Below are 14,810 nucleotides of genomic sequence, written 5' to 3' on the forward strand. Positions count from 1 at the left end.
CCAAAATAAAAAAGCCTAGAGGCTTTTTTATTTTGGTGCACGGTAGCCAGCAGCTTCCGCTTCAGCGATCGTTTTGAACCATTCTTTCGGATTCGTCGTATCATCATAGTATTTAGATCCTGGCAAATGATAGATGCCGCTTCTTGATCCTTTGATCAAACCATTTCCTTGTTGATCGACATATTCTTTCTGTTTCTCCTCTGTTTCACTGTTTTGAGAAGTGGCTGTTGTCGTGTTGTTCTCACTACTTGTAGCATTCTCCTGTTGCGTCATATCTTCATTTGAAATCTCGCTGCTGCCATCCGCATAGTTGATCGTGACACCATCTTGGATGTTGAAGATATAATAGTTGAATTGGATCGTATCGTCGCCAATAGATTGGGCTTGCATCTGTACCCCACGGGCAACCAGCTCGTCATCACGATAGATTGGAGTGACAGAATATCGAACATAATGGTTTTTGTCTTGCTTGAGATAGTAGTTGATATCCATTTCTAACCGCAACATCTCTGGATTGTTCAATTGACTAGTTCCCGTGATCAAATTCTTCCAGTTTGCATTTTCGCCAGCTAAAGCAAACCCAATCAAATGCGTCCGATTATATAAATATTTCCCATTGGGGAGCTGTTTATTACGCCAGCCTGTCGGTTTCACGCTGGAGATATCGCCACGTTTTTCCGTAGGCATTAAGGATTGATTCAACATTGCTTCAGCCGAAGTCGCTCGATTGAGGTGGTCAAGGTCGCCGTATGCTTCCCAGGCACCATTTTCAAGTGAAAGGTCGTCTTCTGAAAACTCAGGGATGTTCTGATTGACTTCAATCGTTTGGGTGCCTTGGTAAGTTAACTGTGCCAGCTCATCTGCACGAATATCCTTAGCAGAAGTGACTGCCACTTCTGATGATGGTGTTTTGTGATTTGGGAATAGATCATTACTGTGTAGGAAACTAAATCCGACTGCTGCGAGTGCGAGAAGCGCAGTGACCGATCCGATAAATGTTTTTTTCTTTGCCATCTTTTTTTGCCTCTCTTTTCATTGATGTATAGTTAGCATAAACGGGGAGTAAAAAAACTGCAACCCATTCATCATACCATTTGCATGGAGCGTTTTACAGAACTTTCAGGTTTCTTTTGCTTTTTGATCTCAAATGTTCTTAACCCACTTTCTTTACCAAGGGAACATGCCTGAATGGTTTTTTTTATTTGCAAGTCATATTTTTCATGTTTTAAAAAAACTATGTGATATAATGAATAAAGTTGTTGCTATTTCCCTTTGATGCTTGTTTTAATAACAGGCATCTCCAGCTGCGGAACGAAATTTCAGCTGTATAGCACGCAACCTTCAAACGAAAGAAATCTGGACAATTTTCTGAACGATTTCCTTTCTTTCTTTGAGCAAAATTACAGGAGAAGGAGTGTATCCCATGAACCAGCAAGAAACCATCTTACATTATTTAAATCAGAAAGACTCTGAAAAATTAAAAGAACTCGTATCAGGAATGGAAGAGCTGCCGTTGTTACAATTGTTCAGCAATTTATCCGCGGATGAAAAAGTGATCGTTTTCCGACTATTACCGAAAGATAAAGCACTTATCCTGTTTGAAGATTTGACACCAGCTACACAACAACACTTATTACGCTCTTTCACCGATGAACGGGCAACCGAGTTTGTGAACGAAATGGCACCAGATGTCCGAGTAAGACTCTTGGATGAGTTGCCAGCGACCGTAACACAAAAACTTTTACAATCAATGGCACCGGATGAACGTGCTGCAACAAACCTCTTACTAGGGTATGAAGCCGAAACTGCGGGTCGTTTGATGACACCGGAATTCATCACATTGAAAAAAGATATGACGGTCAATCAAGCGTTAGAAAAAGTGCGAATGCAAGCCAAAGAAAAAGAAACGATCTATACGCTTTATGTTACTGATCAAACGAAAACGTTAGAAGGTGTTTTGTCGCTGAAAGATCTCTTAATGGCACAAGGGGAGCAACGCATCAGTGAGATCATGTCCCAAAAAGTTATTTATGTGACCACGGACACCGACCAGGAAGAAGCAGCCCGTTTGCTAAATGAACTAGATATCATTGCGCTGCCAGTCGTAGACAAGGAATCACGAATCGTTGGGATCATTACCGTCGATGACGCGATCGATGTCATCGAGCAAGAAACAACGGAAGACATGTTTAATGCCGCTGGTTTAGTCGATGTTGCTTCTAATGAAGCAGACCGTAGTAATGTTTTGATCAATGGCAGCCTGTGGCAAATCTGGAAAGTCCGCTTGCCATTCTTAGTGATCACGCTTGTTGCTGGGCTTTTAGCTGGGGTCGTCATTGATGAATTTGAACAAACGTTGGAGTCGGTGGCAGCCGTTGCGATTTTTATTCCTTTGATCATGGATATGGGTGGAAACGTTGGTACACAATCCTCTACTGTATTTGTTCGGGGAATGTCGTTAGGGCATATTGATCTTTCAACCTTCACCCGCCATTTCTTTAAAGAAGTTTGGATCGGTTTGAGTCTAGGCTTGATCGTCGGGATCATCTCTGGAACCGCTGCTTCACTTTGGCAAGGGATCCCGATGTTAGGGGTCGCTGTTGGGATTTCATTAGTTTTTGCTATGACCTTAGCCGCAGCACTTGGCTTTTTAGTCCCGTTTGTACTTATTAAACTAAACATCGACCAAGCAGCCGGTTCGGCACCGATCATCACCTCGATCAAAGATATTGCTGGCTTGTTTATCTACTTCGTTTCAGTAAATGTTCTTTTGGGTCATTTGCTTTAGCATACTGTCCGTTCCAGTGGTATAATAAAGCGACATCGCATGATGAGCACAACATAGAAAGGGGAAATGTCCTATGACAAATCAAATGAAGCAACATCAACTCGGAGGTTTCTCTTTTTAAGTGCGGCCTCCTAATTAACTGGAGGGAAATCATGGAAAAACAAGGAATCGTGGTCTTTCAGGCTAAGGATATCGCAAAAGTCCGCCTGACCACAGGAGAAGAATGTTTAGCAACCGTTTCAGGAAAATTTCGTCAACAGGCACGAGTGCCAAAGGATTATCCTATTGTTGGTGATTTTGTCCAAGGGCAGGTGTATGATCAAGATCATTTCTTGATTGATGCTTTGCTCCCACGAAAGAGTTTTTTACAACGAAAAGTAGCTGGAAATCGGACGGATGAACAAGGGATCGCTGCGAACATCGACACGGTTTTTATTGCAACCAGCGCCAATGAAGAATTCAATTTCGCTCGGTTAGAGCGCTTTGTCACGATCGCTTGGGACAGTGGCGCTAACCCAGTGATTCTCTTGACCAAAGCCGATCAAGTCACAGCTGATGAAAAAGCAGAGCTGTTGCAAGCATTAATCGATGCTTTTGGTGTGAAAGCATTCGCTACTTCTATTTATGAACCGAACGAATTGCTGACAGAAGCCTACTTTTCAGACGGAAAAATCAGTGCATTTATCGGTTCGTCAGGCGTTGGGAAGTCCAGCTTATTAAATCAGCTCATGGAGCAAGCCGTTCAAAAAACCAATGACATACGAGAGGATAGTCGAGGACGACACACGACGACGAGTCGCCAGTTGTTCACACTGCCCTCTGGCGCAATGATCATCGATACTCCTGGCATGCGGGAAGTTGGCATCAGTACCGTTCGGTCAGCTTCGATCGAGCAATCCTTTGAAGCGATCAGTCAATATGCTGAAGGTTGTTTCTTCAGAGACTGTCAGCATGAAACAGAACCGAAATGTGCGGTCAAAGCAGCTATTGCTGCCGGTGAGCTTTCAGAAGCAGCCTTCGCTCGCTATCGCAAAATGGAAAAAGAGCTGGCGTATTTGAAACGAAAAGAACAGATCAAAGAAATGAAAAAGTAATAGTTAGCACTCCTTTCTATAAGAGGAGTGCTTTTTTGTACGTGTCAAGAGCGCCTTGTTGAGTAAAGAAGAGGAGAGCCGCAGCCAACGTTCTTGTGTTTTCACGAAAAGGCGGCCAATTCCAAAGGGCACTACATGCTAAGTGGTTGAACTAAACTAAGATCGCCTGCCTGGTTACAAGCTGTCGTCAAGAAAAGCAGGATAAAAAAACACAGTGGGGTGTTGTCCCACTGTGTTTTGAGCAATGATTTGCCCCTGCCAAGGTATTTCTAGTATAAAGCGTTGATTCTTAAATAGCAACTCGAAAAAAACGCCTCATTCAGCAGAGCGCAGAATTTTCGTCATGGCTTTTCCTTTCGCCAATTCATCGATCAGTTTATCTAGGTAACGAATTTCTTGAACTATTGGCTCTTCGATCTCTTCTACCCGAATCCCGCAAATCACACCAGTAATCTGTTTTCGTGCAGGATTGAGCTGAGGGGCTTGCTTAAAAAAGCGTTCAAAAGAAACATCATCAGCCATCTGTTGGAGTGTTTCTTGGTCATACCCAGTCAGCCAGGTAATAATCTGATCTACTTCTTCTTTTGTCCGATTTTTCCGTTCTGCTTTGGCAATATACAGAGGATAGACTTTCGCAAAACTCATTTGGGTAATCTTTTGATTTTTCATGATAAACTCCTTTAGTCTTTACACAAAGTATACTTCATTTTTTTCTTTTTGCCGAGATTTTCAACTTTTGTTGTGTGCCAAAATAGGCGAGGGGACTAAAGGATGATTTTTTCTTCTTGTTCACGAAACCCCAATACCTTTTGTCGTGACTCGCCATCCCAATAGAGCAAGTCCAAATTCTTATGCAGCATTAGCTGTGTATATAATTCTTTCAGAGTCAAAGCAGGCTTTTTGGGTTCGAAAAATAAAATCAATTGGTTATGACTATCTTGTGCGATCGTCGTAAAAGGAATCAGGTTTTCTTTGTAAGTTAAATAAATTCCTTGGTAATCTGCTGCACTCGACGACGTTGTCAGTGCTGTCAAGAGGTCTCTTGCTCTCATAATGAACCCGCCTTTACTGTTTTTTGTCGATAGGCATCGATATCCAACATGATTTTTGTTTTGCCGTATACCGTATACTTTTGCACCACGAATTGGTGGCGCTTATTCCAATAGCCACCCACAGTTAGAAACATGCCCTCATCAACATCGCCTAAAAAATTCAAACTGTGCTTCGCAATCAAACAGTTGGTGGTGCCTAGTGTAAAGCGGACCAAAGGGGAGGGGGCAAAGGAGACGATCCTTATTTTTGAGACAGCGCCTTTTTGTGTTTGCATCAGGTATTCCTCCTTTAGTAAGTAGTAAAAAGCGGATCATTCGTTGAGATCAAACCATTTTTTCTCTTCATAAAAAGCAACATGACGAATCTCATCATAATGAATTTTTTCTGTGGTTTCTCCCGTCAAATAAATGCCCAATGTGTCGTATCCGTTGATTTTTCCGACAATATCTGGGGGATAGCCACCTTCTTCATTGACTTCTTCTCGTTGGATCGCCACAGTTAGATTCTTTTTCATCGCTTCGAATAAGCATTGATTGATTTCTTCCGTTGTGAGTGACGGCTTAGGCGGACAATCAAACGTGCGTGTCGGCTCTTCTTCAATTTCAGTTGTATGCTCAGATAAAAAGAATCCTTGCCACTTTAGCTTTTTCCGATCTTCATATGGTTGCAGCATACCCATAGCAATCACCTCTTATCTATATAATACAAACATACGTTCTCTTTTGTAAAGCGAACAGATTTTTAAATTTCTGATTCTTCTATGAAACATCTAAAAAGTGCATCAAACAAGGGGATAGTGGCGGGTATCGTTTTTTTATACTATATATGTTATAATTTATCCTGAAGTAATCATGAACGTTTTAGAAAATAGCTGGCGAAAAAGGAGAATAGTATGTCTGGATTAATCGTGGTCCTGCTTACGATCTACTTTGCAAGTAGGAAAGATAAAGAACAGTGGCTTTTTGATCCCAAACGATTGACTATTCTGGCGCTTATGTTTGTGATCGTCGGCATAAGTTGGGGCTTAAATGACAAAATAATGAAGGATCCTCGGAACCAAAATATTAGAAGTGATTTACTGTTTAATTATTCGTTCCCCTTATTGATAGGTATGCTAGGTCTATTTATCAAAGAAATACCACGGTGGGGACGGATCGTGACTTTGTCATTTGGCTTTATGATTTTTGGGTATTTAGCTATGCACTATTTGATAGGGTTTCACAACCCGTATTGGGAAAATCTACAGCTAAGTCCATTGTATTGGCTACCAAGTGACTAGCCATACGAAAGTATCGCCAATGGAAACGAAAAAAAGCACTCCCTTTATTGAGTGCTTTTTTCGGCTAAATCACTGCAGCAAGATGTTTCTTTTCCCAAAAAATGGGTTGAACCTAAGTAGCAAGGGGGATCATATAAGGAGAAGTCACGACTGTTTGAATCAAACCGATTGATTCTTGACTAAACCGTGTCTTTTGATCATTGCCAAAGTAAAATATGCGACGAGCGTTCCTGCAATCCCAAAAAGTAAATCGATTCGATCAGGGGTGTTCATAAAGCCCAAGACAGTCTCGCTCAATAGATTGGCAATGAGTAAGAGCAGGGTCAATAGCGTGACGGCTTTAAATGGCGCACCTACGAGAAGCCAAAAGTACCCCAGTAAGCCAATAATCAAACTAATCGAAAAATTGGAGATATGAAGATAAAAGTCAGGATACATCGAAGTAAAGAAAGAAACGTCCAAGTACTTTGATAAGTAGAGGAAGAGGGCTGTGAACACGAAAAGCAAGTAGAGGAGTGACGCCCAGATTTTTGGTAAAAAGACTAGCTTTAATTGCTTCTTCTTTTTCATTATTATTCTCCTTTTAAAATTGTCAGCTTATACGGATGGAATTGCTTTTATCGGGTGTTAATTACACAGTGGAAAAAACAAGCTGCAAACCAGGCAAATCAGTAGTCTGCAACTCATTAATGGTAAAATGAGTTGAGGTGATAAAATGACAATAATAAACAATCAGCGATTATGGTTAGGTATAGGGATAGAAATTATTTTGCTCATATCATTCAGCATGATTATGTATTTCATCCTGACGAGTGGCAACTTGAAGCAAAACCCGTTCAGCAGTCGACGAAAAGGAAAAATAAGCTTATGGGTAGCTGCTGGTTTGATTTTACTTGCCATGATTCTAGTATTCCAAGGAATGATCAACGGCGCTTTATTCAGACTTTTTTAGCAAAATATGGACGTTTATGTCGACCTATGAACATTACAATTATATTAAATAACGAAATACCCTAAATTATCTACATGATTTTAGGGTTCTTTTTTATCGAATCATGTAATAGATATTTGCTGGCATTTGCAACGTCTAACTACTTGTGTAAGAACTTTGAAATGGATTGGCTATATATGAATAAAGTTCTAGGTAAAAGCTCAAAGATTTTCAACATGATTATAGCATACAATCAAACCGATTGGTTCGTGAATCAAGGCTGATAGCTTGATTCTGTATTTGCTGAGATAAAAAAGACGAATCCGTATGTAACTTGCTACAAGACCGTTAACAATCTGTTGATTAGTAAATCCAAAAAGAATCTGAAGAAACTTGTAAAATAAGAAATTCTTAGCTTTAGTTAAATTTTAGATGAATTAGAGACAATTTTCTGATAAAAGTCATTCGGAGGGAGGTAAAATGATGCAAAATTGACTTGAACTGTCTAAAATATCACGAACTCTTTTTCGAATATAACTTTGTATAATATATATTATGTAAACTAAAATATAAAATTTTTCGAACACCGTATTTAACTGGTAATTTTACGGCTCTCCTCCCTCTTATTTAGGAATATTTCCTTTAAATTCACCTAATTGGCAGCATAATCCAAAAAAATGGTTATTTGAGCGATAGTTTTTGTTTGTTCTAGGTCTGATAAGAAAATCAACTGACAAATTATACCTGTACCTTTGTCTGTATTTGATCTTGTTGATTCTTGAATCTTTGAATTCAAGGTTTGTTTGCAGCTGCTGGCCAAACTCAATGAATCAGTCAAGTATCGTTGTTCACGATCTTATCAGTAATGATTCGCACTTAACCCAGCAAATTTGTGCTAACTAATAGCCTAATGGGAATCTTGATCACAGGCAAACCAGCAACGATAAACAAGAAACATTTCGTTGCGTTCAGTTTTCACTTAAACGGATCAGATTCCCATAGCGAGTCCTAATCAAGGGTGCACAGTCATCTAAGTACAAGTTTCGTTTTGTTGCTGCCAATAAAGCAATGACAGCTACGGAAAGTTTCAAACTATGTAATACAGGATCGCCGAAAAGACAATGATCAAAATGACCAAGACAACGATTAGTTGATTTAAACGTCGAATAAGCAGGTTTTTCTTGTTTTTTTCAAATTCTTTTCCTTCATTTCGATAATATTCTCTATCTTTTGTTCCCACGAGCGCCAACTCCTTTTCCCTGATTTTATCACTATCCTGAAAACAATGGGTGCAATCAAGGTGTTTTGTACAATAAATGGCAGTATTTTGTTAGAGCCTACAATCGTATGCGTATAGCGACTAAATAAGACGACTGACGAGTTCCAAGTGATTCATAACGGCAGCTTTCCGAATAACGCCCATACCAGGAAACGCCCCTTGCTGATAAGCAGCAACTAATAGCTGCAGCCCAGCTGTTTGCGTAGGATACTCTTCCTCATGCTGTAACAAAGCTTCCATGACTTCGAAAAACTTTTCTTTCTGACTTGGTAATTCTTCCTCAGAAAATAAGTGAACGATTCGCAAGTCTTGCTCTGCTGTCGGATAGATCCAATGCAAAACCAACCGTTTTGAGGGATAACTGTGCTCATAATAAATTTTGCTATCGACAGAAAAATCACTAAATCCCGCATAGCCCAATTTATGATAAAGATGATGGGTTTTTGAAAATCCTTCGTCTGGACATTCTGTATAAAAACTATTTTTAGGTAAACGGGTAAACGGATCTTCCATCAGTAGTTTCGGGCCGTTGATTTTATTTAACAAACGAAACTCTTTGCTTACCAGCACCGGCAGCGTATTTTCCCGCCAATCACTAGCGAGTGCTTGGTCCGCTTGATGGATGATCCAAAGATCAGGCTTTTCTTCCACTGTCTCAATGGGGCGATCTACGATCATTGCTTTAGGGGCAGCAACATTTTGCATCTCTGCTAACCCCTCTGCCGTCAGAAAAGCTCCCGCCTGTGGATTGCGAACCAGATAAAAAGGATGCTGCTTCCTTTGAAACAGGTCAATGGTCGTCCAAAACGTTTTTGATTGCTTGACTGGTTCAATGATCGGCTGGATCGCGTCTGACAAACAATCTTGTTCCAACAGTGCTTTCAACGCCAATAAATCAAATTGTTTTCCACGAATATACGGGAAGTACATCTTCTTCTCTCCTTCTTACTCGCCTGATAAAAAACGTTTTTCCAGCGCTTCATAGGCTGATCTCGTAGCGGCCAATTCTTCTTTCAAGGCTTCGATCGCTTGCAGCTGAGTATCTTCAATAAATCGATCATAGTAATTGACTCCACCACCGAACAAGTCATACTCAGGCTGACGTTTCTTCAGTTCTTGGTACAAACGTTCTGTTGAAAATACCCGCAATCCTCGAGCAGTCTGTTTTGCTTTGCCGACTTCTCGCGCTTGTGCCGAAATCAACCGAAACAATAAGGCATTTTCTGGAACCTGCAGCTCTTGCCGTTGGGGCTTCTTTTCGACACTGAAATACCCTTTGCTGCCCGATTCTTTTTCAAGAAATGCATGATAGACCAGAACACCAATTGTAGGTCCAATCTGATCTTTGACTTTCTCATACAATGCCTTGGGTAAGACAAAATAATTATAATTCCCAATAAAGGATAGTTTTGCTTTTGAGCGAAAATCTGCCAAACTAACTTTGAGTTCGTAGCAACGCCATTCAAACGTGTTTTCAGTCGTCAAGCGACAACTCAAAGTATCCACGATGCCGTGATCATCTGGCATGACTACCTCTTCTACCACAATATCACTGTTTTCCCGACAATAATAATAAAGTGCCTCTTCCATTTCTAAAGTTAAGGATGTCTTCACAAATTCACGACCTTTGTCTTGTTTCACCTATTATAAAACATATGTTCGCATTTTGGAAGAGGGAAATAAAAGCAGCCTATCATCCTCTCACCCATTCGGGCATCCGTTAACGAGAATCTCTTCAACCGTCTTCTTTGTACCGCGGAATCGTAACAAAAAAAGCAGCAAGAGCACACCAAGTTGAGCGATTAATAGACCTTTAAAGGGAAATTCAAAAGTAAAGCCTGCGGGAAGATGAAAGAAATGGAAAAAATCCTGCAGTGCTTTTTGACTAAGCCACAGACCGCTGACAAGCCCTATCAAACTAATAACAATGCTTTGAATGCCTACAAAGAAAAGCTCTTCAAAGGTGATTAACAACGGAGACTGTCCTAACAACAACCGAATACTCAGAGATTGCTGCTCCTCCCCCATCAAATGAAAACGATACATGTGATTGCAGTGCCATAAAAAGGCGGCGATCAAGCCTATAGTTAGAACGCCTAGTACGAAGCGTAGCAACTGCAAAAAGAAAAGCCAACTGGCATACGTGAGATCCATCTGATTCTCACTGCTATTTGTTTCATATTGTAGCCATTGATGAAAAAACACTAGCCAATGCTCTGCAAAGATGGCGATGATCAGTAGAAGAATCGCCAATACACCACTCATCAGCAAACTGCGCCTACGAAGTGCTGCGTGCCAGCCGAATTGGCAAGGATAGTAGAAGTACCGCCATTTGTTCATGATAACCCTCCTTTTGGCGTCTATTTTACAGAACTTTCCAAATTTAGACAAATATCATCTTGTTTACATAATATAATTATAATCAAAAAAAGAGTGCGGCATGCAGTCCACACTCTTTTCCCTTTAGCTATCGACGTTTACAAATACCTTGTCAGTAGCTGCAACAAACGCTGCGGAAATTCTGTTAGATTGGAAAGATCAATAAAGCGTTCTTCCCCATAAATCGCTTTGATCACCTCTTTGTCTTGCCCAATAGCAGCTGCAAGAAACAGCACCCCTTGTCGTTCATAGTCAGCGATCACCTGCTGAATATCTTCTTTGGCTTTTACCCCTGTATAATCAGGAAGAGCTTTTGGCTGGCCATCACTGATATTCAAGAGTAATTTAGTGGTTGCCGGCTGATGAGCGAGCTTTTCAGCTAGCACACGCAAGACAGCTCCATCACGGTTATTTTGCCGAGGCTTCATTGTCATGAGTTTCTCTGGCACAAATTCAAAGCCTTCATTAAATTCTTTGTATGCAAAAAGCGAGGTTTTTTCACGAGCGGTCACGTCCGCTGTGTCGCCATAGATCATCAATGGCAAAGATAAACGTTCGGCAAAAGCATTCACCGCTAAGACCGCCTGTTGGGCATACAATATCCGATCTTCTCGAATCATCGAACCTGATTCATCGATGCGCAAAGCAAGAGCTAAGGAAGGCTGTTCGTGAGGTGGATTCTTCTTGTCAAAGGTCCGGAAATCCTGATACGCAATCTTGCTGGCATCAAAGCGTGTACCACTGTACTTACCTTTACTGTATGCCGAAGCTTGTTCGTTTTCCAATACTTCTTGGGTTTGCTTGATCAATGACTCTACGATCGGCAGCAACGGCTGCAAACGCTGTTGGGCTTCAGTCGCTTTTTCTAAATCGACGGGTGGTCGATGAACGATCAGCCCTTCTTTGGCATGGATCGATTCTTTCAATGCTTGTCGTGCTGCCTTTGATGCCGTGGTTTTCTTTTCTTTCTCCTGGGCTTCATACGCTTCTATGGACAAAGAATGAGAAGCAGGAGCTGCCTCTTGTGTCTCACTCCCAGCTTTTGCTTGGCCATCATGACTATTGCGTTCTAGTTCTTCTGAAAACGTCGCCTCAGTTGCTGCGCTTTTCGCTTCTTGTTTGTCAGAATCACTGGTTTCCATCGTTTCCGCCTCAGTTTCTTGATTGACGGTCTCAAGGACTTGCTCATTTTTTAGGATGGGCGTGCCTTCTTCCACTACATTGCGTTGGTCAGCCTCTTCGCTGCTGATTCGGCGTCCTTTGATTTGTTCTTTAAAGGCATTTAGCGGTTGTCCAGAAAACAAAAGCCGCAATTGCGCCAATAATCCTGAAGCTTCTAACGCCTGTTGTAACAGAGAAAGCTCATTTGGATCGGTAGTGATTTTGTAGAGCACTTTGCTATCAATTGCTGTAAAGGGATCTTGTCCTTGTTTGACTGCATTTAACCAATAAAAATAAGAACGCATGCCCGCCACCCCTTTGATGGCGTTGGCTTTGGCGGTCACGTCTAGTAATCGTATGATTTCAGCCATTTTCTCTGCAGTCGTTTTGTCCGGATAATTGGTTTTGGCAATGCCTCGCTGCACCATGACTGCTAGCTCAGGTAAATCCATTTTTTCAGCGTGCTGCATCCGATCTCGCAAGGATTCGTTCAAGGGGCGGTTACCTTGGTAATTCCGATTCGTTGTGATGATCACCACACAGTCAGGGTGTCGTCGAACAAAGCCAGTCGGGATATTTAGCATCCCGTTTTGTTCAAGGGCCGAGTTTAGTGCCACTAGTACCGAAGCATCACGAATGACCGTTGGCTCTTGAATCTCAAGCAAATAGCCTTTTTCCAGCGCCCGTACGATTTCGGAGGGATAAAATTTGTATTGAATCGTCGGTTGCTGATCACTGGTTTCAATCCGTTCGATCAGTTCCGCAAATTTCGCCCGTGCCCGCTCACGAGTCAAGGAAAAATGCCGCTGGATCAATGCTAAGACATCTTCAAAACAATCACTTTGATAAATCGCATCCAGCAAGTCCTTGTCCTCTTCTTGGTCGGTGTTGATCACTGGCAATAAAGCACCAAACACATCTGACTTATCCATATCCGCAAAGCAGGTGATTTTGGTGTAGGGCAGTTGCAGGTCGGCAGAAAGTGCCTTTGCCAGCTGGGTCTTACCCGACCCAGCATCGCCTTCCAGCAACACATTGAAGATCTTCATCTCTGGATCCGCCCAATTCAACGCGATCTCTGAAGCAATTCGTAGTTCTTCAGCACTGGTCTGATGACTTTGTGGTTTTTTCCAAATCATGGTTTGTTCTAATTTGCTAAAAGCGCGTCCTTTCGTTACGACAAAAGACGGTTGATTTTGTGTCATGGCAATCTGCTCCTTTTCTTAATAACCTAGCTCATCTAAAAGCCGCTTTAGGATTTTGAAGCGTTCGCCGTATAGCTCGCCATCTTTTTGCAAGGAATCATAAAAAAGCAGAATGTCTTCATCGATTTTAGGATTTTCGGTGTCTACTTCAACGGTCATACGATTTCCTTGCAGGCCAATGATCTCGATCAACGGATTTTCAGGATCGTAAAACTTTTCATGGCGATAGGCCTCTTGAAAATACAAACTAGATTGCGCCACTAAGATTGCTAGATCTAAGATTCTAGTGAGGGGTAGTTCTTCTGACTGACGAGACCATTTTTCACCTGTATGGCGCCAAACCTTGCCTGAGATATCGACTTTTCCGCGATCATTCCATTGTGCTAATCCGAGGGAAAGGCCTTTTGCATCTGTATGTAACGCATTTTTTCCGTCAACAGTATCATAGTCTTCCACTTTAATGACGGGCTTATGTTTCAAGTTTTCTGGTATTTTCATTATTCTCACTCCTTGTTTAGTAAATTAGTAATTTACTAGATAGAGTAAGTATAATGAGGAAGCTGGTTTGGAACAAGCAAAAGGTCTTTTCTAGTAGCTAGGGACAGATGTTTATAGAAAAAGCACTTGATAAGAAGCATCTAAAAACAAACGCTCTTAAAAAGTGCTTTTTATGACGCATTACTTCACTAACTCAATTGATTGAAAAAAAGGCGCAATTCTTGCTTTCTCTCACTTGCAAGCTGCGCTTTGGGAATGCCTTGGATCGCCCCTTCAATGCCGTAGAGCATATGCAAGCAAGCGTCCGCATCACATTGGTGGCGGATAGCTAGAAAAACCTCTTCGGCCGTTTTTGTGCGTAGTTGTTCAGGGGTATTGATGCCGATACGAACCAGGTGATCCGCTAAAACCTGACCTACATTTGGTAATTTTTGCAGTTCATTCATAGGTTTCTCCTTTTTTATTGTGGTCATCTTGCCCCTCTTTCTCTTGACGAATCAACGCATAGAGCTTCATGTCGAACAGCTGTTGGTTTTTCTCCGCATGCTTTCGCAAAACGCCTTCTAACGTAAAACCTGCCTTTTCCAACACACGACAAGAGGAATGATTCTTCGCAAAAGATTCAGCAGAAATACGAACAATAGTTGATGTACTAAATACATAGTCACATAGTTGCCGAACAGCTTGGGTCATCAAGCCTTTTCCCCAATACTCTTGTGCAATCGAGTAGCCAATCTCAGCCGTTCTATAATGGATATTTTCTTTGCGAACAGCACGGATACTGCCGACTGCTCGGTCATCCACAGTGATCGCAAAGGCAAATTCTGCTTCCTCCACAGATCGAATATAGGCTTGTGCATCTGCGACCGTGTAGGGGAATGGCAACCCATCTCGTAAATAATCGTGGATGGTTTGATTATTTAACGCATGGGCTAAATCTTGCGCATCGCTCATTTGCCACCTTCTTAAGGAACACTTCATAGCAATTCCTCCTTTGTCAGTCCTTCATTTTGATCCTATTGTACGAGTTTGTGTGATTTTTTACAAGCGAATCTCAAAAAAGCAGAAAAAAGAACCAGCTAGACAAACGTCTAACAGGTTCTAACATACAATGTCTTGAAAAGATAAAGGCGTGAATGAACA

General features: G+C 41.5%; 17 protein-coding genes. 3 read left to right on the plus strand and 14 right to left on the minus strand.

The annotated features are described in order from the left end of the window. Nucleotides 1–27 precede the first annotated feature (27 nt). Nucleotides 28–1,014 (minus strand): DNA/RNA non-specific endonuclease, encoded by a 987-nt coding sequence (locus tag IGK61_RS08350; protein ID WP_074535843.1) that lies wholly within the window; start codon nucleotides 1,012–1,014, stop codon nucleotides 28–30. A gap of 409 nt (nucleotides 1,015–1,423) precedes the next feature. Here IGK61_RS08350 and mgtE point away from each other — a divergent pair, with 409 nt between their 5' ends. Continuing rightward, entirely contained in the window at nucleotides 1,424–2,788 is a 1,365-nt protein-coding gene (gene mgtE / locus IGK61_RS08355) for a magnesium transporter (RefSeq protein ID WP_074535841.1), read from the plus strand. 152 nt (nucleotides 2,789–2,940) lie between these two features. Beyond that, nucleotides 2,941–3,882, plus strand: a complete 942-nt coding sequence (rsgA, locus tag IGK61_RS08360; protein WP_074535839.1) for a ribosome small subunit-dependent GTPase A — start codon at nucleotides 2,941–2,943, stop codon at nucleotides 3,880–3,882. A 315-nt stretch (nucleotides 3,883–4,197) separates the two neighbouring features. Here the strand turns inward: rsgA and IGK61_RS08365 are convergent, their stop codons facing one another. The 4 genes from IGK61_RS08365 to IGK61_RS08380 form a co-directional block, all read right to left on the minus strand. After that, nucleotides 4,198–4,551: a DUF2200 domain-containing protein gene (locus IGK61_RS08365; protein WP_015509694.1), complete on the minus strand. Its 354-nt coding sequence runs from the start codon at nucleotides 4,549–4,551 to the stop codon at nucleotides 4,198–4,200. A gap of 95 nt (nucleotides 4,552–4,646) precedes the next feature. Then, the gene (locus IGK61_RS08370) at nucleotides 4,647–4,934 is read right to left on the minus strand and encodes a hypothetical protein (RefSeq protein WP_005226077.1); all 288 of its coding nucleotides are present in this window, start codon (nucleotides 4,932–4,934) and stop codon (nucleotides 4,647–4,649) included. Then, nucleotides 4,931–5,209 carry a hypothetical protein gene (locus tag IGK61_RS08375; protein ID WP_010748343.1) on the minus strand — a complete coding sequence of 93 codons (279 nt, stop codon included), beginning with the start codon at nucleotides 5,207–5,209 and terminating at the stop codon, nucleotides 4,931–4,933. Before IGK61_RS08375 ends, IGK61_RS08370 begins: the two co-directional genes overlap by 4 nt. A 36-nt stretch (nucleotides 5,210–5,245) precedes the next feature. Next, nucleotides 5,246–5,614 (minus strand): hypothetical protein, encoded by a 369-nt coding sequence (locus IGK61_RS08380; protein ID WP_074535836.1) that lies wholly within the window; start codon nucleotides 5,612–5,614, stop codon nucleotides 5,246–5,248. A gap of 213 nt (nucleotides 5,615–5,827) precedes the next feature. Between IGK61_RS08380 and IGK61_RS08385 the strand changes: the two genes are divergently transcribed. Next, on the plus strand, nucleotides 5,828–6,214 hold the full coding sequence (locus IGK61_RS08385; RefSeq protein ID WP_074535834.1) for a hypothetical protein: 387 nt from the start codon (nucleotides 5,828–5,830) through the stop codon (nucleotides 6,212–6,214). A 159-nt stretch (nucleotides 6,215–6,373) separates the two neighbouring features. Here the strand turns inward: IGK61_RS08385 and IGK61_RS08390 are convergent, their stop codons facing one another. The 9 genes from IGK61_RS08390 to IGK61_RS08430 form a co-directional block, all read right to left on the minus strand. After that, nucleotides 6,374–6,784, minus strand: a complete 411-nt coding sequence (locus IGK61_RS08390) for a hypothetical protein (RefSeq protein WP_074535832.1) — start codon at nucleotides 6,782–6,784, stop codon at nucleotides 6,374–6,376. A gap of 1,448 nt (nucleotides 6,785–8,232) precedes the next feature. Next, on the minus strand, nucleotides 8,233–8,385 hold the full coding sequence (locus IGK61_RS08395) for a hypothetical protein (protein WP_010748347.1): 153 nt from the start codon (nucleotides 8,383–8,385) through the stop codon (nucleotides 8,233–8,235). Between the two features lie 120 nt (nucleotides 8,386–8,505). Further along, a complete protein-coding gene (locus tag IGK61_RS08400) occupies nucleotides 8,506–9,354 on the minus strand; it encodes a sce7725 family protein (protein WP_074535827.1) in 849 nt (282 codons plus the stop codon). A gap of 15 nt (nucleotides 9,355–9,369) precedes the next feature. Further along, the gene (locus IGK61_RS08405) at nucleotides 9,370–10,038 is read right to left on the minus strand and encodes a hypothetical protein (RefSeq protein WP_074535825.1); all 669 of its coding nucleotides are present in this window, start codon (nucleotides 10,036–10,038) and stop codon (nucleotides 9,370–9,372) included. 87 nt (nucleotides 10,039–10,125) lie between these two features. After that, nucleotides 10,126–10,764, minus strand: coding sequence for a hypothetical protein (locus IGK61_RS08410; protein WP_074535823.1), 639 nt, complete (start codon nucleotides 10,762–10,764; stop codon nucleotides 10,126–10,128). A 137-nt stretch (nucleotides 10,765–10,901) separates the two neighbouring features. After that, nucleotides 10,902–13,169 carry an AAA family ATPase gene (locus IGK61_RS08415; RefSeq protein WP_438844789.1) on the minus strand — a complete coding sequence of 756 codons (2,268 nt, stop codon included), beginning with the start codon at nucleotides 13,167–13,169 and terminating at the stop codon, nucleotides 10,902–10,904. A gap of 18 nt (nucleotides 13,170–13,187) precedes the next feature. Further along, nucleotides 13,188–13,667 carry a DUF6530 family protein gene (locus tag IGK61_RS08420; protein WP_005235941.1) on the minus strand — a complete coding sequence of 160 codons (480 nt, stop codon included), beginning with the start codon at nucleotides 13,665–13,667 and terminating at the stop codon, nucleotides 13,188–13,190. Nucleotides 13,668–13,855: 188 nt separating this feature from the next. Next, nucleotides 13,856–14,113 (minus strand): TfoX/Sxy family protein, encoded by a 258-nt coding sequence (locus tag IGK61_RS08425; protein ID WP_074535818.1) that lies wholly within the window; start codon nucleotides 14,111–14,113, stop codon nucleotides 13,856–13,858. After that, nucleotides 14,106–14,648, minus strand: coding sequence for a GNAT family N-acetyltransferase (locus tag IGK61_RS08430; protein WP_074535816.1), 543 nt, complete (start codon nucleotides 14,646–14,648; stop codon nucleotides 14,106–14,108). Before IGK61_RS08430 ends, IGK61_RS08425 begins: the two co-directional genes overlap by 8 nt. Between the last annotated feature and the right edge of the window lie 162 nt (nucleotides 14,649–14,810).

It is taken from the genome of Enterococcus sp. AZ063 (assembly GCF_051715045.1).
GTDB lineage: Bacteria > Bacillota > Bacilli > Lactobacillales > Enterococcaceae > Enterococcus_D > Enterococcus_D casseliflavus.